The sequence below is a fragment of the Lysinibacillus sp. FJAT-14222 genome (assembly GCF_001278875.1).
In the GTDB taxonomy this organism is placed as follows: domain Bacteria; phylum Bacillota; class Bacilli; order Bacillales_A; family Planococcaceae; genus Lysinibacillus; species Lysinibacillus agricola.
Genome location: NZ_LIYL01000008.1, coordinates 41,354 through 67,134 on the forward strand (window position 1 = coordinate 41,354; position 25,781 = coordinate 67,134).

The 25,781-nt window shown below is 37.7% G+C and carries 23 protein-coding genes; 22 read left to right on the forward strand and 1 reads right to left on the reverse strand.

The genetic code is table 11. The features are described from left to right. Positions 1-400 precede the first annotated feature (400 nt). Both AN161_RS03145 and AN161_RS03150 read left to right on the forward strand, forming a co-directional pair. Positions 401-2,080, forward strand: a complete 1,680-nt coding sequence (locus AN161_RS03145; RefSeq protein ID WP_053592926.1) for a methyl-accepting chemotaxis protein — start codon at positions 401-403, stop codon at positions 2,078-2,080. A gap of 295 nt (positions 2,081-2,375) precedes the next feature. Further along, positions 2,376-4,337: a methyl-accepting chemotaxis protein gene (locus AN161_RS03150; protein WP_053592927.1), complete on the forward strand. Its 1,962-nt coding sequence runs from the start codon at positions 2,376-2,378 to the stop codon at positions 4,335-4,337. Positions 4,338-4,393: 56 nt separating this feature from the next. Here AN161_RS03150 and AN161_RS03155 read toward each other — a convergent pair whose 3' ends face one another. Continuing rightward, the gene (locus AN161_RS03155; protein WP_053592928.1) at positions 4,394-5,788 is read right to left on the reverse strand and encodes an alanine/glycine:cation symporter family protein; all 1,395 of its coding nucleotides are present in this window, start codon (positions 5,786-5,788) and stop codon (positions 4,394-4,396) included. 557 nt (positions 5,789-6,345) lie between these two features. Here AN161_RS03155 and AN161_RS03165 point away from each other — a divergent pair. The 20 genes from AN161_RS03165 to AN161_RS03260 all read left to right on the forward strand — a co-directional run bounded on the left by AN161_RS03165 (position 6,346) and on the right by AN161_RS03260 (position 25,680). Next, positions 6,346-7,044: an aspartate/glutamate racemase family protein gene (locus tag AN161_RS03165; protein WP_053592930.1), complete on the forward strand. Its 699-nt coding sequence runs from the start codon at positions 6,346-6,348 to the stop codon at positions 7,042-7,044. 1 nt (position 7,045) lies between these two features. After that, the gene (locus AN161_RS03170) at positions 7,046-8,089 is read left to right on the forward strand and encodes a P1 family peptidase (RefSeq protein ID WP_053592931.1); all 1,044 of its coding nucleotides are present in this window, start codon (positions 7,046-7,048) and stop codon (positions 8,087-8,089) included. Positions 8,090-8,568: 479 nt separating this feature from the next. Beyond that, complete coding sequence (locus AN161_RS03175; protein ID WP_053592932.1) at positions 8,569-9,321, forward strand: GntR family transcriptional regulator; 753 nt, start codon at positions 8,569-8,571, stop codon at positions 9,319-9,321. Positions 9,322-9,338: 17 nt separating this feature from the next. Further along, positions 9,339-9,779, forward strand: a complete 441-nt coding sequence (locus AN161_RS03180) for a PTS sugar transporter subunit IIA (protein WP_053592933.1) — start codon at positions 9,339-9,341, stop codon at positions 9,777-9,779. Position 9,780: 1 nt separating this feature from the next. Further along, on the forward strand, positions 9,781-10,068 hold the full coding sequence (locus tag AN161_RS03185; RefSeq protein WP_053592934.1) for a PTS sugar transporter subunit IIB: 288 nt from the start codon (positions 9,781-9,783) through the stop codon (positions 10,066-10,068). Between the two features lie 3 nt (positions 10,069-10,071). Then, positions 10,072-11,340 carry a PTS ascorbate transporter subunit IIC gene (locus AN161_RS03190; RefSeq protein WP_053592935.1) on the forward strand — a complete coding sequence of 423 codons (1,269 nt, stop codon included), beginning with the start codon at positions 10,072-10,074 and terminating at the stop codon, positions 11,338-11,340. Positions 11,341-11,360: 20 nt separating this feature from the next. Beyond that, positions 11,361-12,278, forward strand: coding sequence for a phosphotriesterase-related protein (locus AN161_RS03195; protein WP_053592936.1), 918 nt, complete (start codon positions 11,361-11,363; stop codon positions 12,276-12,278). A gap of 10 nt (positions 12,279-12,288) precedes the next feature. Continuing rightward, on the forward strand, positions 12,289-12,939 hold the full coding sequence (locus AN161_RS03200; RefSeq protein WP_053592937.1) for a bifunctional 4-hydroxy-2-oxoglutarate aldolase/2-dehydro-3-deoxy-phosphogluconate aldolase: 651 nt from the start codon (positions 12,289-12,291) through the stop codon (positions 12,937-12,939). Further along, the gene (locus AN161_RS03205; RefSeq protein ID WP_053592938.1) at positions 12,911-13,660 is read left to right on the forward strand and encodes a creatininase family protein; all 750 of its coding nucleotides are present in this window, start codon (positions 12,911-12,913) and stop codon (positions 13,658-13,660) included. Before AN161_RS03200 ends, AN161_RS03205 begins: the two co-directional genes overlap by 29 nt. Positions 13,661-14,421: 761 nt before the next feature. Further along, the gene (locus tag AN161_RS03210) at positions 14,422-15,114 is read left to right on the forward strand and encodes a M15 family metallopeptidase (RefSeq protein ID WP_082339598.1); all 693 of its coding nucleotides are present in this window, start codon (positions 14,422-14,424) and stop codon (positions 15,112-15,114) included. Then, positions 15,111-15,905: a M55 family metallopeptidase gene (locus tag AN161_RS03215; protein ID WP_053592939.1), complete on the forward strand. Its 795-nt coding sequence runs from the start codon at positions 15,111-15,113 to the stop codon at positions 15,903-15,905. The genes AN161_RS03210 and AN161_RS03215 overlap by 4 nt, the downstream gene beginning before the upstream one ends. A gap of 23 nt (positions 15,906-15,928) precedes the next feature. Further along, entirely contained in the window at positions 15,929-16,993 is a 1,065-nt protein-coding gene (locus AN161_RS03220) for a dipeptide epimerase (protein ID WP_053592940.1), read from the forward strand. Between the two features lie 278 nt (positions 16,994-17,271). Next, on the forward strand, positions 17,272-19,095 hold the full coding sequence (locus AN161_RS03225) for a peptide ABC transporter substrate-binding protein (protein WP_053593019.1): 1,824 nt from the start codon (positions 17,272-17,274) through the stop codon (positions 19,093-19,095). Between the two features lie 122 nt (positions 19,096-19,217). Then, positions 19,218-20,162, forward strand: coding sequence for an ABC transporter permease (locus AN161_RS03230; protein WP_053592941.1), 945 nt, complete (start codon positions 19,218-19,220; stop codon positions 20,160-20,162). Beyond that, entirely contained in the window at positions 20,162-21,136 is a 975-nt protein-coding gene (locus tag AN161_RS03235; RefSeq protein ID WP_053592942.1) for an ABC transporter permease, read from the forward strand. Before AN161_RS03230 ends, AN161_RS03235 begins: the two co-directional genes overlap by 1 nt. Positions 21,137-21,142: 6 nt before the next feature. Further along, positions 21,143-22,207: an ABC transporter ATP-binding protein gene (locus AN161_RS03240; protein ID WP_158002959.1), complete on the forward strand. Its 1,065-nt coding sequence runs from the start codon at positions 21,143-21,145 to the stop codon at positions 22,205-22,207. Next, a complete protein-coding gene (locus AN161_RS03245; RefSeq protein ID WP_053592944.1) occupies positions 22,197-23,144 on the forward strand; it encodes an ATP-binding cassette domain-containing protein in 948 nt (315 codons plus the stop codon). Before AN161_RS03240 ends, AN161_RS03245 begins: the two co-directional genes overlap by 11 nt. Next, entirely contained in the window at positions 23,141-24,073 is a 933-nt protein-coding gene (locus tag AN161_RS03250) for an LD-carboxypeptidase (protein WP_053592945.1), read from the forward strand. Before AN161_RS03245 ends, AN161_RS03250 begins: the two co-directional genes overlap by 4 nt. Positions 24,074-24,082: 9 nt before the next feature. Beyond that, on the forward strand, positions 24,083-24,868 hold the full coding sequence (locus tag AN161_RS03255) for a serine hydrolase (RefSeq protein ID WP_053592946.1): 786 nt from the start codon (positions 24,083-24,085) through the stop codon (positions 24,866-24,868). Beyond that, positions 24,865-25,680: an SH3 domain-containing C40 family peptidase gene (locus AN161_RS03260; RefSeq protein WP_053592947.1), complete on the forward strand. Its 816-nt coding sequence runs from the start codon at positions 24,865-24,867 to the stop codon at positions 25,678-25,680. The genes AN161_RS03255 and AN161_RS03260 overlap by 4 nt, the downstream gene beginning before the upstream one ends. The last annotated feature ends 101 nt before the right edge of the window (positions 25,681-25,781 follow it).

Below are 25,781 nucleotides of genomic sequence, written 5' to 3' on the forward strand. Positions count from 1 at the left end.
AGCTTGATGACAATGATACAAGCTCACAAACCGTTGTTTTTTAAAAAAGTTTTTTCTAAAAACATCCAGGAAAGCGCCAAGCCGGAACGGAAATCAATCCTTGTTATGGAGGTGATCTTATAGTAAGAGAGGTGTCTATTCAAAAATCATACTTGGCATCGTATTAGGAATTAGACCTATACGAGCCGTAGGGACATTTTTGGCTGGATGACTTGCTATGTGTTCTTTTTTTAACTATTAAAACTGAATTTACAGAAGTCAAGACATTTGGAGATGTGTTTTAATTTTTGTAAAATTTTAGTGTTAATTCATGAGAAAAGACGCACTCTTTATAGGATAATAGGTATATCTGGTCTATAATCAAGATAGTTGATGTAAATAGTAGAATAGAGGGAATCGAATGAGATTAACGGTAGAACGAAAACTACAATTTGCTTTTGGTATAGTATTAGTATTTCTATTACTAATCACTAGTATTGCAATGTATTATTTAAATGATAATAAACACACACTTGCGGAAATCGAAAAAAACACGGAATTAATGAACTTGTATAATGATATTTCCTTCCAAACGGTTCGGGCAAATGCAGCCATTCGAGGGTATATGTTATATGGGAAAGAAGATATGCTCAACAATCATCTTGAAATACGAGATACCTTACATAAATCCATTCATCGTATTGAAGAACTTGGACATAAAAATGCAGATTTTGAACAATTTTTAAAGCAGTTAGAGGAATGGGAAAAGCCTATAGATGAACAAATTGTGCCTCTTTTTCAAAGTGGTGAAAAACAGCAAGCACAGCAGTTGGCATTACCGATTTTAGGGAAAGGCTCTCTGAAGCTCGTTGAGTTTGGGAAAACGATGGCTACAGCTCAGCAGGACGAAATGCAGGCGCGTATAGAGGCTACAAAGCAAAAAGGCGACAGAAGTGGCAAAGAAATTGCTGTATTAGCAATAGTGTCCTTACTTATAAGCATTATTATTGCGACAGTTTTTGGTCGACGAGTAGCGAAAAATATTCAACAAACTGTAGTAGAAATGGACAAATTCTCAAATGGCAATTTACAAACGCAACTGCAATTTAAAACAAAAGATGAGTTTGCACAGTTGGCAGCTTCCTTTAATTCGATGTCGGAAAAGCTTAGACATACTATGAAGCAAGTTGGTAATTCATCTGAACAGGTATCAGCAACTTCCGAGCAGCTAACGGCGAGTAGTATGGAAGTGACACAGGCAACAGAAGTTGTCACAGAATCGATTCAAGATATTGCACATGGTATCGAAAAACAGGATACATTGACAGGTGATGTACGAAACTTATCTTCGCATATTTTGAAAAAAATGAATGACATATCAACGAGTATTGATCATGTTAACGATGCAACTGTAGAAACCAAAAATATGGCTAGCACAGGGCGTTCCTCAGTTCGTAATGTCATTGAACAGATGAATGAAATTTCGGATAATACAGCAGAGCTAAGTACACGTGTTAAAGATTTAGATGAAAATACAGCGGCAATCGTTTCTGCCGTCAATGTTATTAAAAATATTGCGACCCAAACAAACCTATTGGCCATCAATGCCTCTATCGAAGCAGCACGAAGCGGTGAGCATGGCAAGGGCTTTGCCGTAGTAGCAGAAGAGGTACGGAAGCTAGCAGATGAATCGAATTTAGCTGCAGTAGATATTGAAAAGGTTGTTGCGCAAATTACTGAGAGTACAAGGGTTATCGAGGAAGACATGATTAATAGTAATGATTCAGTAATAGTTGGTCGTGAAAAAGTAAATGTGGCGAGAGATAATTTCATACAAATTGACGATGCCATTAATGACGTGCAAGCACAGACCGAATCAGTGACAGCGGCAATTCGAACGATACATTTAGATATTGAAAAACTTGTAAAAGAAATCGACTATATTAGCGAAGTATCCATGAAATCGAGTGGTAATGTTCAAAGTGTTGCGGCATCCTCTGAGGAACAAAATGCAGCGATGGAAGAAGTAGCAGCGGCCTCTACACATTTAGCAAAAATGGCGATTGACTTACAGGAATCAATTCAGACATTTAAATACTAACAACAAGAGCCCCTATGCATCATAGCTAAAGCATGATACATAGGGGTTCTATGTTTAGTTAAATGATGAAGAAGTGCATAAATAGAAGAATTTATGTTACAGAAATCAAAAAAATGAAAAATGGGGTTTGAATTTAAGTATTTCGGCCGATAAAAGCCTAGGGTGAAATTAAATCGATAAAAAAGGAGGAGGTTGTGAACCAGGAGGTGGCATTCCTTTTAGAGTCTAAAAAGAAATCACAAAATTGGACAAAACACATTTTAAGAACTAGTAAAGACAAAAGGAGAGCTGTTGCATGAAACAATTATTTGGAAGCTTTAAGGGCAAGCTTTACACGTTATTTGCTCTTATCTTGCTAATCCCGGTTATTACTGTAGGAAGTTTTTCGTATCTTTCGGCAAAAAATTCGATAAAAGAAGAAATATTATTTAGTGCAAATGAAAGTGTAGAAATTTTAAATACGCTTATTGATAAAACCATTAGTGAAAAAATAAATGAGGTCAATGTGTATAGCGAGGAAATAGATTCTTCTATGTATGAACAGAAGGAAACCGCAATATTAGCTGATTTCCAGCAATATATGAAGGTGAGTCCGGATGTTTTAAGCATTTATATTGGAACAAATGAGGGAGCATTTATTCAAGAACCAAGATTGAATAGCGCGGATTATAATCCTTTAGAAAGAGATTGGTATAAAGAGGCTACGGCATTAAAGGGCGAAACTGTAATAACGAATCCCTACATAGATGCAGGAAATGGAGATATGGTCGTAACAGTTGCTCGTCAGATAAAAGATCAATCTGGGGTAGTAGCCATTGATATAAAATTGACAGACCTTCAAAAAATTGCAGACTCAATCAATATCGGAAAAAATGGATATTCTTCTATTTTTGGCGAAAATAATATGATCATTTCACACCCTTCTTTAGAAGCGGGTGGGGAATTAAAAGAGAGCTTTCTAGATCAGATGTACAAAAGCGAATCTGGCACGTATGAATACGTCTTTGACGGTGATGATCGTATTATGTTCTTTACAACGAATAAATTGACGGGTTGGAAAATTACCGGCACAATTTTTGCAAAGGAAATTGACGAATCGGCATCATCCATTTTATATCATACGTTACTCGTGCTAATTATTGCGATTGTTATAAGTACGATTGTTTTCTATTTTGTTATGAAGGGAATCATAAAACCGATTAGATCGCTTAAGGATAGCGCAGTGACAATTAGTAATGGTGATTTAACTGAGAAAGTGACGATTACCTCTCGTGATGAGATTGGACAGCTAGGGCAAGCCTTTAACGATATGCAAGACAGTCTGAGGACACTTATTCAAAAAATAGAACAAAACGCTGAGGAGGTAGCATCGTCGGCAGAAGAGCTAACAGCCAATGCCAATCAAACGAGTATCGCAACAGAAAAGGTTGCCATTTCGATTCAAGATGTTGCTACAAGTGCAGATACGCAAACGACGAGTGCCAACAAAAATGCAGAATCGTTACATGAACTTTCTAAGGCCATTCTTCATATCGCGGAAATCTCTTCTACTGTGACGGATTTTTCACAGCACGCAACGCTACAAGCAGATGAAGGTGGTAAAGCAGTCCGAAATACAAAAGATCAAATGCATTCTATTCATTTATCGGTAACTGATTCAAATACGAAAATTCAAACATTACATGAACGCTCTCAGCAAATTACGTCCATTTTAGATGTGATTACAAGCATTGCGGATCAAACTAACTTACTTGCTCTCAATGCAGCAATTGAGGCAGCAAGAGCTGGGGAGCACGGAAAAGGCTTTGCAGTCGTTGCGGATGAAGTAAGAAAGCTGGCGGAGCAATCGCAGGAATCTGCACAACAAATTTTCGAGCTAATCCAAGGCATTCAGTTAGAAACAGAACAATCTGTAAACATCATGGCAAAAGTTACAGAAGATGTTCAAAATGGTCTACAAGTATCTGATGAAGCCATCACGAAATTCCAAGTGATAAAGGCAAGCATGGATAAAATTACTCCTAAAATGGAAGAGGTGTCTTCTGCCTCTGAACAAATGTCAGCAAGTGTACAAGAGGTGACAGCTGTTACGGAGGATTTGGCATCTTCAGCAAAAGGAAATGCAGCTGCTTCTGAGGACGTTGCGGCGTCTACAGAGGAACAATTAGCTTCGATGGAAGAAATTAATGCTTCTGCACAAGCTCTAGCGCATATGGCAGATGAGCTAAAAAAGCTAATTAGTCAATTTAAATATTAACATAATTAGACATACCAAAAAACGCCATTCCTTTGAGGAGTGGCGTTTTTGTATCATTATCGATCTTCTTCCCAACATTCTGTATTTTTCAATGTTGGAATTGATTTTGCATAAAATACAGGATTTTTGCCGGTTTTCCGTTGCATTGTAAAATCGTCTAACACGAGGAAGGCTATTTTGCCAAGTAACATGATAATCGCAATATTTATTAAAGCCATAAGTCCCATAAACAGGTCTGCTAGGTTCCAAACAAGCTGTACCTGTGCAATAGAACCAAACATCACCATACCAAGCACTAAAATACGGTAGACAAACATCCAACCTTTATGAGCATTCATAAACTCAATATTAGATTCACCGTAATAGTAATTTCCAACGATGGAACTAAAGGCAAAGAAAATAATCGCAATAGCGATAAAGTAAGGAGCCCATCCACCTACATGTACAGCTAAGGAATTTTGTGTAAGAATAATTCCATCGCTTTCACCAGTATTGTATAGACCCGCTAAAATAATGATAAACGCTGTTGCAGTACAAATCATAATTGTATCAAAAAATACTCCTAAGCTTTGCACAAGCCCTTGCTTTGCAGGATGTGAAGTATTAGCTGTAGCGGCGGCGTTAGGGACACTACCCATCCCGGCTTCATTGGAAAATAAGCCTCGGCGTACACCTTGCATAATAGCAATTCCAATCGCTCCACCAGCAGCCTCCTGAAGACCAAACGCTTGTGAGAAAATCAGCTTGAAAACCGCAGGAATTTCAGAAAAATTCGTCACGACAACAAAAAGCGCGACTATTAAATAGAAGACAGCCATAACTGGTACAAGTACTTGCGTAACTTTTACAATTCTATGTACGCCACCAAAAATAATCATGGCCGTTAACGCGACTAACAAAATGCCGATGATATAAGGCTCAATATCAAATGCTTCACCTACAGAAGTTGCAATCGTATTTGATTGTACAGCATTAAAAATAAAGCCAAAGCTTAACGTTAAAAGAATACTAAAAACGATTCCTAATTTACGTTGACCTAAAGCTTTTTCCATATAATATGCTGGTCCACCACGAAACGTATCGCCATCCTTTACTTTGTACACCTGTGCAAGTGTACTTTCAATAAAAGCAGTGGCCATTCCTAATATGGCGATAATCCACATCCAAAATACCGCTCCAGGTCCACCTACGCCGATTGCTAGTGCAACGCCTGTAATATTCCCAGTACCTACACGTGAGGCTGCGCTAATCGTAAAGGCTTGGAACGGAGAAACACCTGAATCTCCATCTCTTTTTTCAACTATTAAACGAAACATCTCAGGAAAAAGTCGAATTTGCACAAACTTTGTGCCGAATGAAAAATACAATCCTGCAACTAATAACAATACAATGAGGATATATGTCCATAAAATATTATTAGCATCATTTACAATATTCGATATCCATTCCATTTGCTTTCCTCCAATCTCAGTACGCTTTAGTCTACACTGTTTTTTTGTAATATATCCACTTTTTGAAAATACTGAATTATAGAAATGAATTTGATGTGAAAAATATTTTTACAATAGTAGAAATATCTAGTTCAAAGTCCGGTGCAGTGACGAAGATAATAGATACTTGCTAGTACTCAATACAGAAATATGTCGAAATTTTACCGAGTAATAATACCAAAGAAAAATGTATATTGAAATGAAAAGGAGGTAACGTATAGGATTTTACTTTCTTTTGAATTGGTACTTTCTGGTGATGGTTATGTTAATTAGATATTTGCAAGGATTACGAAAAGAAAAGCTGAAGAAATGGAAGAACAGTGTTAAAGCTAGTAAAAGGTTATTTTTCGAAAATTCCCTTATTTCTCCTAGGATTTTTAGTATAATAATGAAATTAAAGGCTCATCACCAAAAGTTGGGTATGAAATTTGTTAAAACTAAGTTGATTGGACGCGCCCAGTCGGAACGGAAAACTACCCAATGTTATGATGAAAAGCCAAATTAAAGGGGGAAATTGCGTGAAAACAATTGGCATGATTGGCGGAATGAGCTGGGAGTCTTCTGCAGAGTATTATCGTTTTATGAATGAAGAGGTAAAGCAACAATTAGGAGGCTTGCATTCAGCAAAATGTATTTTGTATAGTGTAGATTTTCAAGAAATCGAGAGATATCAAGCTGAGGGAGCGTGGGAGAAGGCCGGTCAAGTGCTGGGAGAAGCAGCGCAATCTTTAGAGAGTGCAGGGGCAGATTTTATTGTCATTTGTACAAATACAATGCACAAGGTCATTGATATCATTGCGGCAAAGATCACCATTCCAATTTTACATATTGCGGATGCGACAGCAAATCAAATAGAAAAAGCTAGTTTACAGAAAGTTGCCCTTCTTGGGACAAAGTACACGATGGAGCAAGATTTCTATAGAGCTAGAGTAGAGGGGTTTGGCATTGAGGTACTTGTTCCGCTTGCGAACGAGCGTACTGAGGTCAATCGTATCATTTATGAAGAATTATGCTTGGGTCGAATTGAACAAACATCGAAGGAATATTATTTACAGGTGATTGGGAACCTTGTGCAATCGGGAGCACAAGGAATTATATTAGGCTGTACAGAGATTGGATTACTTATTAAACAGGAGGATGTTAACGTACCTGTTTTTGATACAACAGTTTTACATGCACAGGCAGCTGTAAATATGGCGATTCATAAGGGGGATTAATATGCCAAAAAAAGTACGAGAAATAGGGATCGTCATTGGAACGTTACCAACTGGTGAGAAAAACTGTATTACCGATGTAGCTGGCGTACATGTAGGACATGTAACGCTTGATGAGAAAATTAATCAAGACGGAGCCTATGCATGTACAGGAGTAACTGCGATTTTACCACATGAGGGCAATTTGTTTCAGCAAAAGGTTACTGCTGCAAGCTATGTGCTAAATGGTTTTGGGAAAACGACAGGGCTCGTTCAGGTGAATGAGCTAGGGGTTATTGAATCGCCAATTATGCTCACCAATACATTTGGCGTTCCAGCTGTAACACAAGGAACGCTGCAATTTATGCTAGATACGAATAGTGAAATAGGTCATTCAACAGGAACTATTAATATCGTAGTCGGGGAATGTAACGATAGCTATTTAAATTCCATTCGAGAATGTCCTGTCACACCTGAGCATGCTGTGGAGGCGATTCGCAAGGCGTCAAATGAAATTGCAGTGGAAGGAGCAGTTGGTGCAGGAAAAGGAATGATGTGCTTTGGCTACAAAGGTGGGATTGGCTCATCTTCCCGAATCGTGACACATGAGTCAACGAACTATACGATAGGATGTATGGTCCTTAGTAATTTCGGGCAAAGCTCAGAGTTTCTAGCACACCAATATCTTGTTTCCAAAGCTCAAAGTGAATCAACATTATCTCCAACAGATGGCTCCATTATCATCGTACTTGCCACTGATGCTCCGCTTAGTAGTCGTCAACTGACACGTGTCATTAAACGCTGTGGCATTGGACTAGGACGTACAGGTAGTCATTTTTCACATGGTAGCGGGGATATTGTCATTGGATTCACAACAGCACACCATATCGCTCATCTATCAGATCAGCTTGTTGAAACACGTACACAACTACGTGAGGATCACCCTATTATGAATCAATTATTTGCAGCAGCTGCAGAAGCAACAGAGGAAGCCATTTTAAATTCACTATCACAGGCACAGACTACTATTGGTCGAAATGGTCATACAGTTGAAGCTTATCAATTTTGACTTTATGAATGATAGGATGTCATTAGATAAAATTGGAGCATATAAATTTTAGCTCTTTACTACCAGCGAGATCGTTCTGGTTTAGCTTTGATAAAAAAAGTATTCAATGTCATATTTGTTCTTCTGTAAATGAAACCTCATCTTTAGGGCACGAAATATTAATAAAAATACTATTTTGTTGGCCTGTTTAGTAGGGAAAAAGAAAAATTTACCTTCATTTTGATTAGTATCAAAATGGAGGTTTTTTTATTACCAATTAAATTTGATTCAATTAACTAAGGCTCATCTAGTAGATTTCTTTACTTATATGAATAGAAACTTACGATCTACTAGTAATCCTGAAACAACGAAATGCCTACAAACACTTTCAATAATTAATCACTCTCTTCAAACTTAAAGGTAATAACCTTTAATAAATATTTTACTTATAGGTCATGATGTTATATGATGTAATCAAGAAAAATGAAAGAGGTAACAAATTGAAAAAATTGAACAAACAATCTTCCGTACCTCTGTATATTCAATTGAAAGAAGTTCTGACAGAATATATAGAGAAAAATATGACAATTGGGGAAGTTCTTCCAACTGAAAAAGAACTAGAAAAACTTTATGGTGTTAGCAGAATGACAGTCCGAAACGCTATAGATGAGTTACAAAGAAGTGGTGTTGTTGTTAAGCAGCAAGGAAGAGGAACTTTTGTTAACAATAACAAAATGACACAAGATATTGGAACTATTTTTAGCTGGACTGAAGAAATGGGGATTAAGCAGAAAAAATCTTTAACTTTGGAAACAAGTATTCAGGAAGTAGAACCTTCAAAAAAATTGCGTGACTCTTTAAAACTGGGGCCAGACGAAAAAGTTGTATCTATTGCAAGGGTACGTGCAGTCGAAAATGAGCCAGTTGTTATAATGATAAATTATTTAAGAAACAAGTATGTCCCGAACTTGGAAAAAAACGGTCTATCTTCTGATTCTTTATATAAGGATTTAGAGGAAATATACAACATTTTTTTAGAAAGTGCTGAGGAGGTTATAACAGCTAGGTCTGCTACCTCATATGAAGCAACTAAATTAAGGGTTCCGGAAGGCACTGCCGTCTTACACGTTAGAAGAACTTCATTCATAAAGAACAAAGTTCCTGTAGAAGTAGTAGATATGGTTGTACGTGGCGATAGATATGAGTATTTTGTTGAACTAGAAGGCCGAAGAAAAAAACACATCATTCCATAAACTTAAGGAGAGATATAATGTTACCAATAAAATTTGAACAAATTGCATTAGATGTGGAGCTTACATCTCCTGAAGAAGCCATTCAATTCGCTGGAGATTTACTGCTTCAATCTAACAGTGTTGAACAAAGTTATGTAGAAGAAATGATTAATGGTTATAAAAAGTTAGGTTCCTACATTGTGTTAGCACCTAACATAGCTATTCCACACGCAAGACCAGAATTCGGAGTGAACGAACAATGTATAGCTTTTGTGAGAGTCAAAACTCCTCTATCTTTTGGACATCCACAAAATGATGACGTTAAACTTATTATTCCGATTGGGGGTGTAGACAAACAATTTCACTTAGATATGTTAAGAGATTTAAGCGCCGTCTTGATGAATGAAGAAAAAGTAACTAGGTTAAAAGAGTCAACTGACACAATGGAAATCTATAATATTTTGAGAGGAGTTAGTTAAAATGTTTATTTTGACTGTTTGTGGTATGGGGTTTGGAACGAGTTTAATGTTACTAATGGAAATTCAAGATTTAGGAAATAAAAATGGTTTTACAATTGATGGAGAAGCTACCGATTTAAGTTCTGCAAAAGGAAAAAACGCCGATTTGATAGTAGCATCAAGCGAAATAGCGCAAGAACTTGAAAATAATGATATACCTGTAGTACCCATCATTAACTTACTGGATAAAAATGAAATTGAAGAAAAAGTACTGCCATATATTACGGAATACCATACACGAGGAGGATAAAATATGCTAAGTTTTATTACTGGAGTTTTATCAACCCCTGCCTTTATTTTAGGGATAATCGCAGCTATTGGGCTTATAGCTCTCAAAAAATCTGGATCCGATATTATTAAAGGTACTTTAAAAACTATTTTTGGCTTCATCATGCTACAACAAGGGGCAAACATCATTGTAAGTAGCTTGGTTCCATTTAGTCAAATGTTTGAAAGCGCTTTCAAATTAACTGGCGTTATAGCAGAAGATAATGCTATAGCTGCTGCTGTGCAAAATGTTCTAGGAACAGAAACTTCTTTAATTCTAGTTTTTGGTTTTATCGTCAACGTTATACTAGCCAGAATAACAAAATGGAAATATATCTTCTTAACTGGCCATATGATGTTTTCTTTTGCTGCGACAATGGCAATCGTTTTTGATCAAATGGGCATTCACGGATGGAAAGCTATTCTACTAGGCTCATTAATTCAAGGGATTTCCAGTGTGCTATTTCCTGCATTAGCACAGCCTTTCGTAAGAAAAGTAACTAATAACGATAGTGTAGGATTTGGATTTTGGGGGAGTTCCCTTGTTTGGATAAGTGGTTGGATTGGTGGGAAATTGGGAAATAAAGAACACTCGGCTGAGAACATGAATGTTCCAAAGCAGTTAGATTTCTTAAAAGAAATGTCAATATTAATGGGAATTGTTATGTCTATTATTTATTTAGTCACTTCATTCTTTGTCGACACTAAACTTATGAATGAGCTTTCGGGTGGTCAAAATATTGCTCTCTTTGCAATCATGCAAGCGTTCACTTTTGTTGTCGGTATTCTTGTATTATTACAAGGAGTTAGAATGTTCCTAGGTGAGTTAGTACCTGCTTTCAAAGGAATTAGCGAAAAACTTGTTCCAGGTGCAAAACCAGCGCTAGATATCCCTATTTTCTATTCTTTTGCACCAACGGCAACGACTATAGGATTTTTATTTGCCTTAGTAGGTGGATTGGGAGCAACACTCATTTCTACTATGCTACCTGTTGTGGTCTTACCTTCCGTGATTGGTTTATTCTTTATGGGAGGAGCTGCAGGTGTATTCGGGAATGCAATGGGGGGACGTCGTGGCGCCATAATTGCTGGCGTGGTACTAGGATTTTCATTTCAAATGATAGTGGCCCTAGCTTATCCAATTATTGATTTGAGCGACTATGGCATAAGCGGATTGTGGTTTGCGTCTACAGATGCTATTATCGTCGCTTTACTTATTAGATTAATCGGTTCCCTGTTTGGTATTACAATATAAAATTTAAAGGAGTGATAAATATGACTGACAAAATTAGAACTGTTTTAGGTGATATTAGCAAAGAAGCACTAGGGTTTACTTATTCTCATGAACATTTATGGTGTTGTCCTCCTCCACAACAAAAAGATCGTGACTTTGAACTAACAAATTACGAAGCTTCCCTAGAAGAATTAAAAACATTTAAAAAAATCGGGGGTGAAACTTTGGTAGATGCTTCTACCCTCGACTATGGAAGAGATGGTAATAAACTTAAAAAAATGGCTGAGGAAAGTGGCGTTAATGTATTAGGGGTCACGGGTTTCAATAAACATATCTATTTTGATGATTGGGTTGAAACAGAAAGTATCGATCAAATTGTAGTTAGATTAGTTCATGATATACAAGTTGGAATGGATGGATCCGATGCAAAAGCTGGAATATTAAAGGCTGGATCATGGTATAACGTTATACATCCACTGGAAGAAAAGATAACACGAGCTGTCGGTAGAGCCCAAAAAATAACCGGTGCTCCTGTATGGTTACATACTGAATCTGGAACACAGGGAATAGAAATGTTAGATATTTTAGAGGATGAAGGGGTAGACTTGCATTTGGTTGCTGTAGGACATAGTGATAGAAATGCTGATCCTTATTATCACTTAAATATTTTAGAACGTGGTGCCTATATCCAATTCGATGGACCTGGGAAAGTTAAATATTATCCGGATAATATTAGAATAGATTTAATTAAAAATGTTCTGGCACATGGATATGGTCATAAGTTACTCATATCAGGAGATATGGGGCGACAAAGCTATTTACACGCTTATGGTGGTGGTCCTGGCTTTAGATATATTAAACAAAAATTCATTCCTAGAATGTTGAACGAACGAATTTCCCAACATGCTATTAATCAAATTTTCTATACAAACCCAGCTGATTGGTTAGCAAAATTTTAGGAGTGATTAAATGAAACTTGATAATTTAATGGCCATAATAAGAGATGTTTCGCCAAACGATATTGTTCCAATAGCTCAAGCCTTAATTGATGAAGGGATAACGAATTTAGAAGTCTCATTAAGTAATGAAACGTTGGGTATAGAATGTATTGAAACTTTAGCCTCTCATTTTACACCGCAACAAATTTATTTAGGAGCAGGTACTGTTCTAAATGAAGAACAGTTGTATTCAGTAAAAAATGCGGGAGTTCAGTATATTATTACTCCTGGTTGGAATAAAGAACTAGTGAAGAAAGCTTTAGAAACAGATTTAACAGTATATCCAGGAGTACTCACTCCTGGAGAAATTGCCGAAGCTTTAGAACTGAACATTGACTACCTCAAGCTATTTCCTATTAATAGTCTCAATGAGAATTATTTAAAAGCTATTAGTGGTCCGTTTCCCAAGATAAATATTATGGCTGTTGGTGGAGTTACACCGGAAAATATTGAATTCTATAAAAAATTAGGTATACATCACTTTGGGATTGGCAGTGAACTAGTTTCTAGAGGAGCAACTCAAAATGATATCCCTGTTATTAAAAGTAATGCTAAATTATTTATTAATTCAATAAAGAAAGCGAATGAAATTGATGGAAAATCAACCGAAACTAATGATTAATATGACACGAGACGAAGTTAAAAAGAGTTTAGATGAATTTCCTGTTGTAATATTACCTTTAGGAGCAACTGAACAACACGGTCACCATTTACCATTAGGTGTAGATATTTACCTCTCCGAATATTTTTCGAAGGAAGTGGCCAAAGCAACTGGTGCTCTTGTAGCACCAACACTTCCCTTTGGCTATTCATGGGTTTGGCGAGATATTCCTGGAACTATATCGCTACAACAAGATTTAGTAGAAGCCGTTATCAAAGATGTTGCTCATAGCGTATCACGTTATGGGGGAAAGATGCTTGTTTTAATAAATGGGCATGATTCTAACAACTCATCTATGAAGTATGCAGTTAGAGAGTTGGAAGATGAGCTTGATATGCCAGTCATTTACCTCTTCTATCCTCGATTGAGTGAAATAATTAAAGAAGTATGTGAGTCTCCAACTTGGAATGGTATGATTCATGCGTGCGAGTTTGAGACCTCATTAATGCTCCATGTTAATGAAACACTAGTTGATATGGACAAATCTATTAAGGAATATCCTGAGACACCAGATCTCTACGGAGCATCTACAATTTCACTTGGTGATTTAAGTAAAAGTGGTGTATTCGGAGATTCCACTCTTGCTACAAAAGACAAAGGTAAGAAAATGGCAGAAATATTTACTGATAAAATGATTAAACTAGTAAATGAAGGCTATAAAGAATTTGTTATAAGACAATAATAGTATGCATACAAAAAGACCTCTGATAAATTTCACTGAAACTGGATTTAAATCTAAACCTTACACATTAGCCATACCATCAGTAATTTAGAAGCGGAGCTAGAGCTATCTCTTATTATCCGCAATCGTCCATAATACCAGAAGCCAATAAACGAATTATATCTACATGCATAGGAACTTTCATAGCGATATAATCTGTTAAACTACTGACCTAGAGTAGCTTCAAATTGTTCGTAAAATGGTAATTTCACTATATTATATTCGACCTTGCGAAAAAATGAAAATTTCGTTAGGTCTTATTGGTGTGTGAAAAGTTTAGCTGGGAGGGGTACCCCTCCCAGCTAAACAAATTCAATTTTTCGCATAAAATTTATCTGAAATCACTGGAGGTAAGAAAGCACCCAGTCGAAACGGAAATCAACCACACGTTATGGCGAATAAGGAAATCCTCGAAGAGTCTTAAATTCGTCATTTTTTATTATATTTCGGTAATCTTCTATCCCCTCCATGAATAAAATTCCTAAATAGGTGAAAAAACATTGTCTTTCGACTTCTTGCATCAATTATTTGGCGTATGTTGTTTGAAAAGAAGAGAATAGCTATTACTCTGTAATATTGATTTTTTTAACTAGTCAATAAATTTAAGGTATGATACATTCAATAAAAACTGAATTATCTAAAAATTTTATCGAATTCTGAAAGTGGAGGTGTGTACTATACATGACGCCGTTTTTCAACCCATTGAGGCAAAGAAAACATCAATGAGGGAATCAACACCAGCAATTCGCGAAAATAACGAACCATTAATTCAAATTGGAGCAGAACATGCTAGGATTTTTATTGAGCCAATTTACTATCATCAAAAAATACCAAACAGTTTACAAGCCATTTATTTACGTCAGGGTGTGTATGAGCGATTAACACAAGCGCTATTATTATTGTCTAAAAATTATAGCCTTATTTTATATGATGGCTATCGTCCATTCCAAGTGCAACAATTTTTGTTTACGAGTTTTTCAAAGCAAATCGCACAGCGTTTTCCGCATTTTACTGAACAAGAGGTTGTTAGAGAAACACGAAAGTATATTGCGTTCCCTAGCGCTGAGCATGCTCATCTCGCACCCCATTTAACCGGTGGAGCGATTGATCTGACACTAGGAGATTTGGACGGTAATGCTTTAAATCTTGGTACAGCATTTGATGAAATCAGTGAAAAGTCTGCGACATGTTATTTCGAACAACATCCAGAGGAAGATTGGGAAGCCTGTGTTCATCGACGTCTTCTATATAACTGTATGACAATGGTTGGCTTTACGAATTATTCTGAGGAATGGTGGCATTACGATTTTAATAATGTTTCATGGGCAAGACGTGTAGATGCGCAAGAAGCTAATTATGGGGCTGTGGAAGCAATGATCCAAGACAATGAAGTAAAGGAGTTTAGATTTCTATGAAGGTATATATTAGTGCAGATATTGAAGGGATTACTGGCACAACAGCTTGGAGTGAAACGGAGTTAAATGCGCCAGATTATCAGTTTTTTCAAAAGCAAATGACAAAGGAAGTAGAAGCCGCTATAGAGGGGGCTATTCTTGGCGGAGCAACTGAAATTTTATTAAAGGATGCTCATGATTCAGCACGTAATCTTGATATTTCTAATTTACCAGTAAACTGTAAGGTCATTCGTGGCTGGACGTATGACCCGATGTGTATGGTTGCGGGACTTGATAAAAGCTTTGACCGCGCGATTTTTATTGGCTATCACAGTAAAGGTGGAAGTGAACGTAACCCTTTAGCACATACGCTTTGTGTTTTTGCTGATGTGAAAATTAATGGTGAGTATGCAAGTGAATTTTTAATTAATACTTACGCAGCTGCTTTACATGGTGTACCGGTGTCATTTGTAAGCGGGGATGTGGGGTTAATAGAAGAAATTAGCTCTATCAATGACAACATCATCACATTTGCTACAAAAGAAGGGATAGGGAATGCGACTATTAGCGTGAGCCCGCAGCTGACGATTAAGGAAACGAAACGACTTGTTGCGTCCTCCATGAAGGTGTCGCGTGAAGATTTGCAAGTGACATTGCCTGAACACTTTGTGGTGGAAATCATTTATCGTGATCATACTCGGGCATATCGAAATTCATTCTATCCTAACGCTACGTTTAAACCACATAATACAGTGGAATTCGTAACGGATGATTTTTATGAGGTGCTTCGAATTTTACAGTTCTTAACATAAGTAACGAAAAAGTAGGTGAATGGATGAAAATTAAAAATATTGTCGTGGGGAAGGTAGAGGCACCGCTTATAACACCATTTAAAACAGCCTTAAGAACAGTTCATAGCATTCACAATATTGCTGTCTATGTTCATGCGGATAATGGGCAAATAGGTATCGGTGAAGCGGCACCGACTGCGGCCATTACTGGTGAAACACTAGGGTCTATTTCGCACGCTATCGAAGAGTATATAAAGCCAGCCATTATCGGGATGGATATTGAAGAATTGACAGAAATCATGGAGCGAATCGACAGCAGTATTTATCAAAACACCAGTGCAAAAGCCGCGGTAGATATGGCGATTTATGATTTATTTGCGAAACACTATCAAACACCTCTGTATAAATTATTAGGAGGCTATCGGAAAGAATTAGTAACAGATATTACGATAAGTGTAAATGATTCAGAAGAAATGGTGAAGGATTGTATAGCCGCCGTACAGCGAGGTTTTCAAATTTTAAAGATCAAGGTTGGGAAAGATCCTGCAAGTGATGTAGAGCGAGTTGTTGCCATTCGTGATGCAGTTGGACACGCCATTACATTACGAGTTGACGCGAATCAAGGCTGGACACCGAAGCAAGCTGTACAAATTATTCGTGCACTTGAAGATGCAGGTACGAATGTTGAATTAGTTGAGCAGCCCGTGCATTGTCATGATCTCGCGGGTATGCAATTCGTAACAGCTAATACATTGACAAAGATTTTAGCGGATGAAAGTGTTTTCTCTGCAAAAGATGCCTATTCAATTATTGAAATGCGAGCTGCGGATTTGATTAATATTAAGCTCATGAAAACAGGAGGTATTTATCAAGCACAGAAAATATGTCACATTGCAGAGGCAAACGACATACCATGCATGATTGGCTGTATGCTAGAGACAAAAATTAGCGTAAGTGCAGCTGCACATTTTGCCGCATCACAGAAAAATATTACGATGATAGATTTAGACGGACCCAGCTTATGTTTGAAAGATCCTGTTCCAGGCGGTCCAATATTTGAAAATGATCGAATTAGGATGACGGATGCAGTTGGAATAGGATTTTCATAATCCATTTCGCCTTGGCGGAATTGTGTCCGGATTTTGAATTGTGCATGCACAATTCATTCCTTTCAAAATCCGTGACATCCTGTGAAAACGCTTGAGTGAGCAACATCCTGTTGCCCCGAACCAATCGGGCTTTTACGGGCAGTTGATCCTCCACTTATATTTTTTGTTTCACATAAATTTTGAAGAGAGAGTTTTGTACTTGACGCTTCGCTTTCGATACAGATAAGTTACTGCCCGTTTATGCGGGATAAAAGAGATTACTAGGGGGGTTGTTTATGATGAAAAGGTATTGGTTGCTTTTCGTGTGTCTTGTTGTAATGCTTTGTGCAGCCTGTAGTGAGGATTCTTCAGGTGACAAAAAGTCAGAGTATCGCGTTGTTTATTCGGGGGAAATAAAAACGTTAAATTACTTAAAGACCTCTGAAACGAATGAGTTTGCTGTGGCAGCGAACTTAGTCGATGGATTAATTGAGTATGATAAGTACGGTGTCGTACAACCAGGCTTAGCTAAAGATTGGTCATCAAATAACGATGCTACTGTTTGGACTTTCAAGCTTCGTGACGATGCAAAATGGGTTACTCATGACGGTAAAGAGTATGCGGATGTTGTTGCCCAAGATTTTGTCGATGGCTTACATTATGTGCTTGATGCAAAGAATGAATCATCGACAGCTTGGATTGCTACTGTCGTGAAAAATGGGGAAGCCTTCTATAACGGTGATATGACAGACTTCACGAAGGTAGGCATAAAGGCGGTAGATAAACATACAGTAGAATATACTTTAGAAACGCCTACACCTTATTTCCTGTCTATGTTGAACTATGTCTGTTTCTTCCCGGTTAATGGTAAGTTTATAGAAGAAAAAGGTGATAGCTTTGGTACAACTCGTGAAAATTTCCTTTATAACGGATCCTTTATTTTAGATAAATTTGAACCGCAAAATGAGCGGGTACTTGTGAAAAATGATAAATATTGGGATAAAGACAATGTACTGATTGATCGTATTCGCTATAAATACAATAAAGAAGCGGCTACAGTGGCACCAGAATTATTTTTACGAGGAGAAATCGATTCAGCGAGTATTCCAACGTCTATCATTGATGAATGGTTTAAAGACGAAAAGAAAAAATCACAAGTTCGTCAAACACAAAATAACTTCTATACGTATTTCTTTGCATTAAACTTCAATCCGCAATTTGATGCAGAATACGAGCCTGAAAATTGGAAAATCGCGGTCAACAATAAAGATTTCCGAAAATCACTTTTCCATGCGCTCGACCGTGTATCTGCAATGCTAACTTTAGAACCTTATAATCCAAAAGATTTGCTTAGCAACACAATCACTCCTAAAAACTTTGTGAATGTGGAGGGGGTTGACTATACACAATTAGCGCCATTAACGGATCTTTCAAATAACGACACATTTAACAAGGAGATGGCCTTACAATACAAGGAAAAAGCGAAGACAACTTTAGAAGGAAAAGTAACTTTCCCAGTAAAAGTGTTAATGCCTTATAACTCCGGTATGCCAGATTGGGCAAATCGTTCGCAAGTAGTTGAGCAGCAGATTGAAAAATTATTAGGTACTGATTATGTAGATGTAATCGTAGAGGCAGGACCATCAACAGGCTTTTTATCAGAGGTTCGTAAACCTGGTAAATTTGCATTACTCGAAGCAAACTGGGGTCCAGACTATGCCGATCCATCAACGTATACGGATCCATTCACTGCAGACGGTACTTATAATAAACCAGAGCTAGCTGAAGGCTATACAGAAGCAAACGGAAAATCAAAATATCAAAACTTAGTGGACGAAGCAAAGGCGACGATAGATACAGCAAAACGTTACGAACTGTTTGCCAAAGCGGAAGCATTCTTAATTGAAGAAGCATTTGTCATACCTTATTCGGTAGGGGGTAGCGGCTATGTTGCTTCTAAATTAAATCCATTTGAGGCTCAATACTCTCCATTTGGTGTGACTGCCGAGAAATTTAAAGGTCAGCGAATATTAGAAAAACCAATGAGTAACGAGGAGTTTAAAGAAGCTTTAGAGAAGTGGGAGCAGGAGCGTGCAGATGCGTTAGCTAAAGCAGCACAATAAAAACATTTAGTTTCATTGCTACATTTAAGATAAACGTTCAAAAACGGTTTTATTAATGAAGGAGATACCGAATAAGAAAAGTCGGCATCTCCTTTAATCTTTCTGGAAAAGGAGGATGTTGTATGCTGTGGTATATAGGAAAACGATTATTGCAATCAATTTTAACACTTTTTATTATTATCACGATTGTCTTCTCATTATTACGTTTAATGCCAGAAGAAGGTTATTTAGGGGCAGCAGCAGATAAGATGTCACCTGCTCAACAAGAGATATATTTAACGAATTTAGGTTTACGTGACCCGTTACTTGTACAATTAGGAAATTTTTACGCTAATCTGTTTCAAGGTGATTTAGGTAAATCCGTTACATATCGGACAGATGTACCAGTCGTCACGATTATTGCAGATAAGATCATGTATTCCTTGCTATTTGGCTTAGGTGCTGTTGCGTTATCTCTTCTAATTGGGGTTCCGCTCGGAATATTGATGGCCCAGATGAAGGGGCGCTGGCTGGATCGCTTAGGGACTGGCTATATTGTCATTGTTGTTGCAGTACCAGCTGCCGTTTATTATTTAGTCATTCAAATGTATATTACAGAAATTTTTCATTTACCAATGCTTTTTGATGAGTATAAACCCATTACTTGGATTTTACCACTCACTTCAATGGCGTTAGCACCGACTGCCTCTTATGCTATGTGGATGCGGCGTTACATGGTGGATGAACTAAACAAGGATTATATCAAGCTAGCAAGAGCAAAAGGGGTTAAAGAGCGTACCTTAATGTTTAAACATGTACTACGAAACGCCTTTATTCCGATGGCACAATATTTACCCGCAACCATTCTTTTTACTATTACAGGCTCCATCTATATTGAATCCTTATATTCCATTCCTGGGATGGGGGGGCTACTCGTAGATGCCATACAGCGACAGGATAATACGATTGTACAAGGCTTAGTACTTGTTTTCTCTTCACTTGGAATTATCGGACTAATTTTAGGTGATATTGCAATGGCCCTTGTTGATCCACGGATTAAATTAGGGAAAGGGGAGAGTATACGCTAATGGGTATGTATTCAGAGGAAATTAACAATATATCCGATAAATCACGTGAAACATTGTTCGAGTTTGCGGAAGTAGATGAGCGTCAAGCTGAAGAAACAGCCTATTCTAATTATTCCTATTGGCGTTCCACATGGAAATCCTTTTTGAAAAATCGCATCGCTGTCTTCTTATTAGTTGGTGTTCTTATTATCGTAACCTTTACCATATTACAGCCGTATTTCCCAGCGCAAAAATCACCGACTGAAATATATTTAGATGAACAGACAGGTCTCCAAGCACGTAATATTGCTCCGAACGCTGAGTTTTGGTTTGGGACAAACTCCATTGGACAGGATTTATGGTCACGGATTTGGGCAGGTACAAGGACCTCATTATTTATAGGCTGTGTCGTTGCTTTTGTAGAGGCTATCGTTGGTATTACAATTGGTACGCTTTGGGGCTTTTCGCGTAAATTAGAGTTGCCCATCACACAGCTTTACAACGTCGTTGATAACATACCGACGACCATTGTACTTATTTTAATGTCCTATATTTTGCGGCCGAGTATTTCGACGATTATTATTGCCATGTGTATTACTGGCTGGGTAGAAATGGCAAGATTTATACGCAATCAAATTGTTATTTTACGTGATCGTGAATATAACTTAGCCTCAAAATGCTTAGGAACACCTGATTACCGCATTATTTTAAAAAATCTATTACCTTATCTTATTTCCGTGATTATGTTACGAATGAGTCTAGCCATACCATTTGCAATAGGCTCAGAAGTTTTTTTAACATACATCGGATTAGGCCTACCGATTAGTGAACCGTCTTTAGGAAATTTAATCAATGAAGGACGGGTACTAATGATGTCACCAGATTTAAGATATCAGCTTATTTTTCCGAGTATTGTATTAAGTGTCATTACGATTGCATTTTATATTATAGGAAATTCATTTGCAGATGCAGCAGATCCGAAAAATCACGTATAAAGGGGGATGATGGAAGTGACACAAACTAAATCACCTATTTTAACCATCCATAACCTAGTCATAAAATTTACGCTTCGTGGCAGGGTGCTAACTGCTATTCGTAATATTTCCCTTGATTTGTACAAAGGTGAAAGCCTTGCAATCGTTGGCGAATCTGGTTCAGGAAAATCAGTACTGATGAAATCAATCATGGGCTTACTCGATAAAAATGGCTACATTGATCAGGGGCAAATCATTTACAATGACCGGGATTTAGCACAGTTTAAAACCGAGCAGGAGTGGCTAAGCATTCGTGGAAAAGAAGTGGCAATGGTTACCCAGGACCCAATGACATCATTAAATCCACTGAAAACAATTGGCAAGCAAATTGAGGAATGTGTTATTTTACATCAGAATTTAAAGGGCAAGGTAGCATACGAAGAAACTTTGAAATTGTTAAAAGATGTTGGCATTTACGATGTGGAAAAACGCTATAAGCAATATCCTCACGAATTTTCGGGTGGTATGCGTCAACGAATTGTAATAGCTATTGCGCTAGCATGTAAGCCTAAAATCTTAATTTGCGATGAGCCAACAACTGCCTTAGACGTAACAATCCAAGCACAAATTTTGCAGCTTTTAAAAGATCTTCAGCAAAAATATGGACTAACAACTGTTTATATAACGCATGATTTAGGAGTTGTGGCAAAGGTAGCTGACCGTATTGCAGTTATGTATGCGGGGGATGTCATCGAAATAGGCAAAACACATGAAATTTTCTTTAATGGCAAGCATCCCTATACATGGGCACTTCTTTCTTCATTACCGCAACTAGGCTCAAAAGGGGAGCAACTTTATTCCATCAAAGGTACTCCACCTAATCTTTTTCAAGAAATTAAAGGAGATGCCTTTGCACCTCGCAATCAATATGCGTTAAAGATTGATTTTGTGGAACGTCCTCCATTTTTTCAGGTGAGTGACACACATTATGCTCGCACATGGCTATTAGATCCACTCGCTCCGAAAGTAGAGCCTCCTGAAGCGTTACAAGCATTTTTCGAGGAAGGGAGACGATACGCGCATGAGTCATAAAGAAGTGTTAGTTGAGGTGAAAAATTTAAAGGTTGTTTTTGGTAAAGGCAAAAATAAATTTATAGCTATTGATGATGTCAGCTTCGAGATTTTTAAAGGTGAAACATTTGGTTTAGTAGGGGAATCAGGCTCTGGAAAAACAACAATCGGCCGAGCTATTATGCGTATCAATGAAGTCACTGAAGGACAAATACTGTATCACGGCAAGAAACTAAATGGCAAAATATCGAAAGAGTGGGATCGAGAAATTACTCAGAAAATCCAAATGATTTTTCAAGATCCAATGGCATCTCTAAATGAACGCGCAAAGGTTGACTATATTATTTCTGAGGGGCTTATTAATACAAAAAATTTCAAAAATGAGGCTGACCGTCAACAGAAGGTGCGCAATGCATTATTAAATGTAGGATTATTACCGGAGTTTTCTAGTCGCTTCCCGCATGAATTTTCAGGAGGACAGCGCCAGCGTATCGGCATTGCACGCGCATTAGTAATGGAGCCAGAGTTTATAATTGCGGATGAACCGATTTCAGCATTAGATGTTTCCATTCGTGCGCAAGTATTAAATTTATTAGCAAACCTACAGCAGCAAAATGATTTAACTTATTTATTCATTGCACATGACTTATCTGTCGTCCGTTTTATTACTGACCGAACTGCTGTTATTTATAAAGGTAAAATTGTTGAGCTAGCTGAGACAGAAAAGCTATTTACTAATCCCATTCATCCATATACAAGGGCATTATTATCTGCAGTACCTGAGCCGAATCCTTATAAGGAGCGTGACAAAGTCGTAGAAATCTACGATCCATCACAGCACAGCTATGACATTCAGCCACCGTCATTTATCGAAATGGAGGAAGGTCATTTTGTATTGGCAAATGAAGAGGAATTAGAAAGATACCGAACTTCACTTAAAATGGAGGTAAGCAAATGATTCGTCCAAAGGCATTGAAAAAAGGTGATACAATTGGTCTTATAAGTGCTTCGGGTGCAACGCCGCCTGAAAAATTTGTTCCTGCCGTAGAAAGTATCGAGAAGCTAGGGTTTAAAGTCGTCGCTGGGGAGACATGTCGAGCAAGGCATGGCTACTTAGCAGGCTCTGATGAATTACGTGCCTCTGAAGTTAATCAAATGTTTAGGGATTCAAATATTGACGGCATCTTTTGTATACGTGGAGGTTACGGAGCGACGAAAATTTTACCGCTTCTTGATTTCGATATGATAAAAGCTAATCCAAAAGTATTTGCTGGTTATAGCGATGTGACAGCACTACATATCGCCTTTAACCAAAAATGTGGCTTTGTCACGTATCATACACCAATGCCCTCTACAGAATTTATTCGGCCGGAGATGGATCACTACACATGGAATTCTTTTATCGAAAATGTGACCGCAACAGAGCGTAGTGACTACTACCTTGAAAATCCACCTGGACGTCCAATGACAACGCTTGCAGCTGGAAAGGCAACAGGGCAGCTTATTGGTGGGAACTTAACATTAGTTACAGCATCTCTTGGGACACCATATGAAATTGATACAAAAGGCAAAATATTATTTTTAGAAGATGTAGACGAGAATGAGCAGCGTGTTGATCGGATGCTTACGCAGCTAAAATTAGCAGGGAAACTAGATGAAGTGGCAGGTATATTATTAGGAGCATGGACTAATTGCGGTCCTGAAAATCCAAAACATCCAGAGCATAGCCTATCACTACAAACCATTTTTCAGGAAATTTTAGGTCCACTCCACAAACCTATCATAAAGGACATAGCTTGCGGTCACACCTTACCAACGATGTCCCTGCCACTTGGTAGAACAATAACAATGGACGCGGAGAATCAGATGATAAAAGTTATAGAGTAGGTGTGAAATATGAAGCAAACGATAACAGAGATTCTTCAAAATGCACCTTATAAAGTGCATATGTTTGTGAAAGATTGTAAGACTGAGCAATTTTTTATTAGTGAAAAGCTAGAAGACGCGTTTTCTAGTGCTAGCTTAATTAAAGTGCCTATACTGCTTGCTGTTCTGAATTATTTAGAAAGTAACAACAAATCCATAGAGCAAGAGATTAAGATTGCACCAGAAGAATGGGGCGATTTTAGTGTTATTAGTGAACAGCACCTAGAGCAATGTACCATCTATGAGCTTTTAGTATGGATGATTATTAAGAGTGATAATACAGCAACAAATGTACTAATCGATTTTCTAGGGATGGAGGCACTCAATCAATATTTTCGTCAAATTGGGCTTCTGCAAACAACAATTCAACGTAAGATGATGGATTTTGAAAGGCTTGCAAAAGACTTAGATAATACTACGTCGGCACGTGATATGGCACTGCTATTTTCGCGAATTTATCGCAAGGACTTGTTATCATCAGCATTTAGTGAGCTAACGTTAGATATTTTAAGTCGTCAACGTGTACACGAATCACTAAAGCGTTATTTAGTAGATGATGTGAAACTTGCTCATAAAACAGGTGGTCTTGATACGGTAGATCATGATGTTGGGATTGTGTACAACAATTCAAGGGATTATCTTATTGGCGTTTTCGTCACGGAGGTTACTAATAATGACGATGCAAGACAGCTAATTGGTCGTCTTTCCAAAGTTGTTTACGATTACTTGGTGAAGCGGAAGGAGATGATAGAATGAATGCCATTGTGACGTCAATGATTGCGAATTTACACGCGAAGCCAGATAAAGCCTCAGAATTAGTGGATGAGATACTATACGGAATGACGGTTCGAATTATGGAAGACATTGATGAGGGTTGGATACGCATACAAACTGCTTATCGCTATGAAGGTTATTGCCAGAAGGATAACTTAATGTTCCATGAAGTAAAAACGGATACTTGGCTACAAGGAGCAAAGCATTTTATTAATCAAAGCTTCGCCGATGTTTTGCAGCAACCCCGAATTCAAAGCACGAAAATGATGACTCTCGTTAAAGGCTCAATCATCTGTTCGATGGCTATTGACGAGAAAGATCCTGAATGGGCAACAGTGCAATTAGTGTCAGGTGAGATTGGTTACGTACGTAGGGAATGGCTACGAGAAAAAATTCCAGAAAACAGCTTGTCCGAGCAACAATTACGAGAAAATGTTGTCCAAACAGCTCTTAGCTATTTAGCAGCACCCTATCGCTGGGGAGGAAAATCGCCGCTAGGTATTGATTGCTCAGGCCTTTGTTCAATGGCATATATGCTAAATGGGGTATATATCTATCGCGATGCCAAAATCGTTGAAGGTTTTCCTATCAAGGAAATATCACTAGAACACATACAAAAGGGAGATTTATTGTACTTCCCAGGTCATATTGCTTTATATATAGGAGATAACCTTTATGTACATTCTTCGCTTGGCGGGAATGAGGTTACTATTAATAGTCTAGACGACCAGCACCAGCACTATCGAAAGGATTTGGCAACATCTATTACCGCTGTTGGTAGTTTATTTAAATAAAAAGTTTAGAGAAGCTTGACTAAGGGCACTGAAAAACTAAAGAAATTCATTTTTTTATATTATAAATCTGTCTTTTGTTGGATTTAGAAACTCAAAAAAGT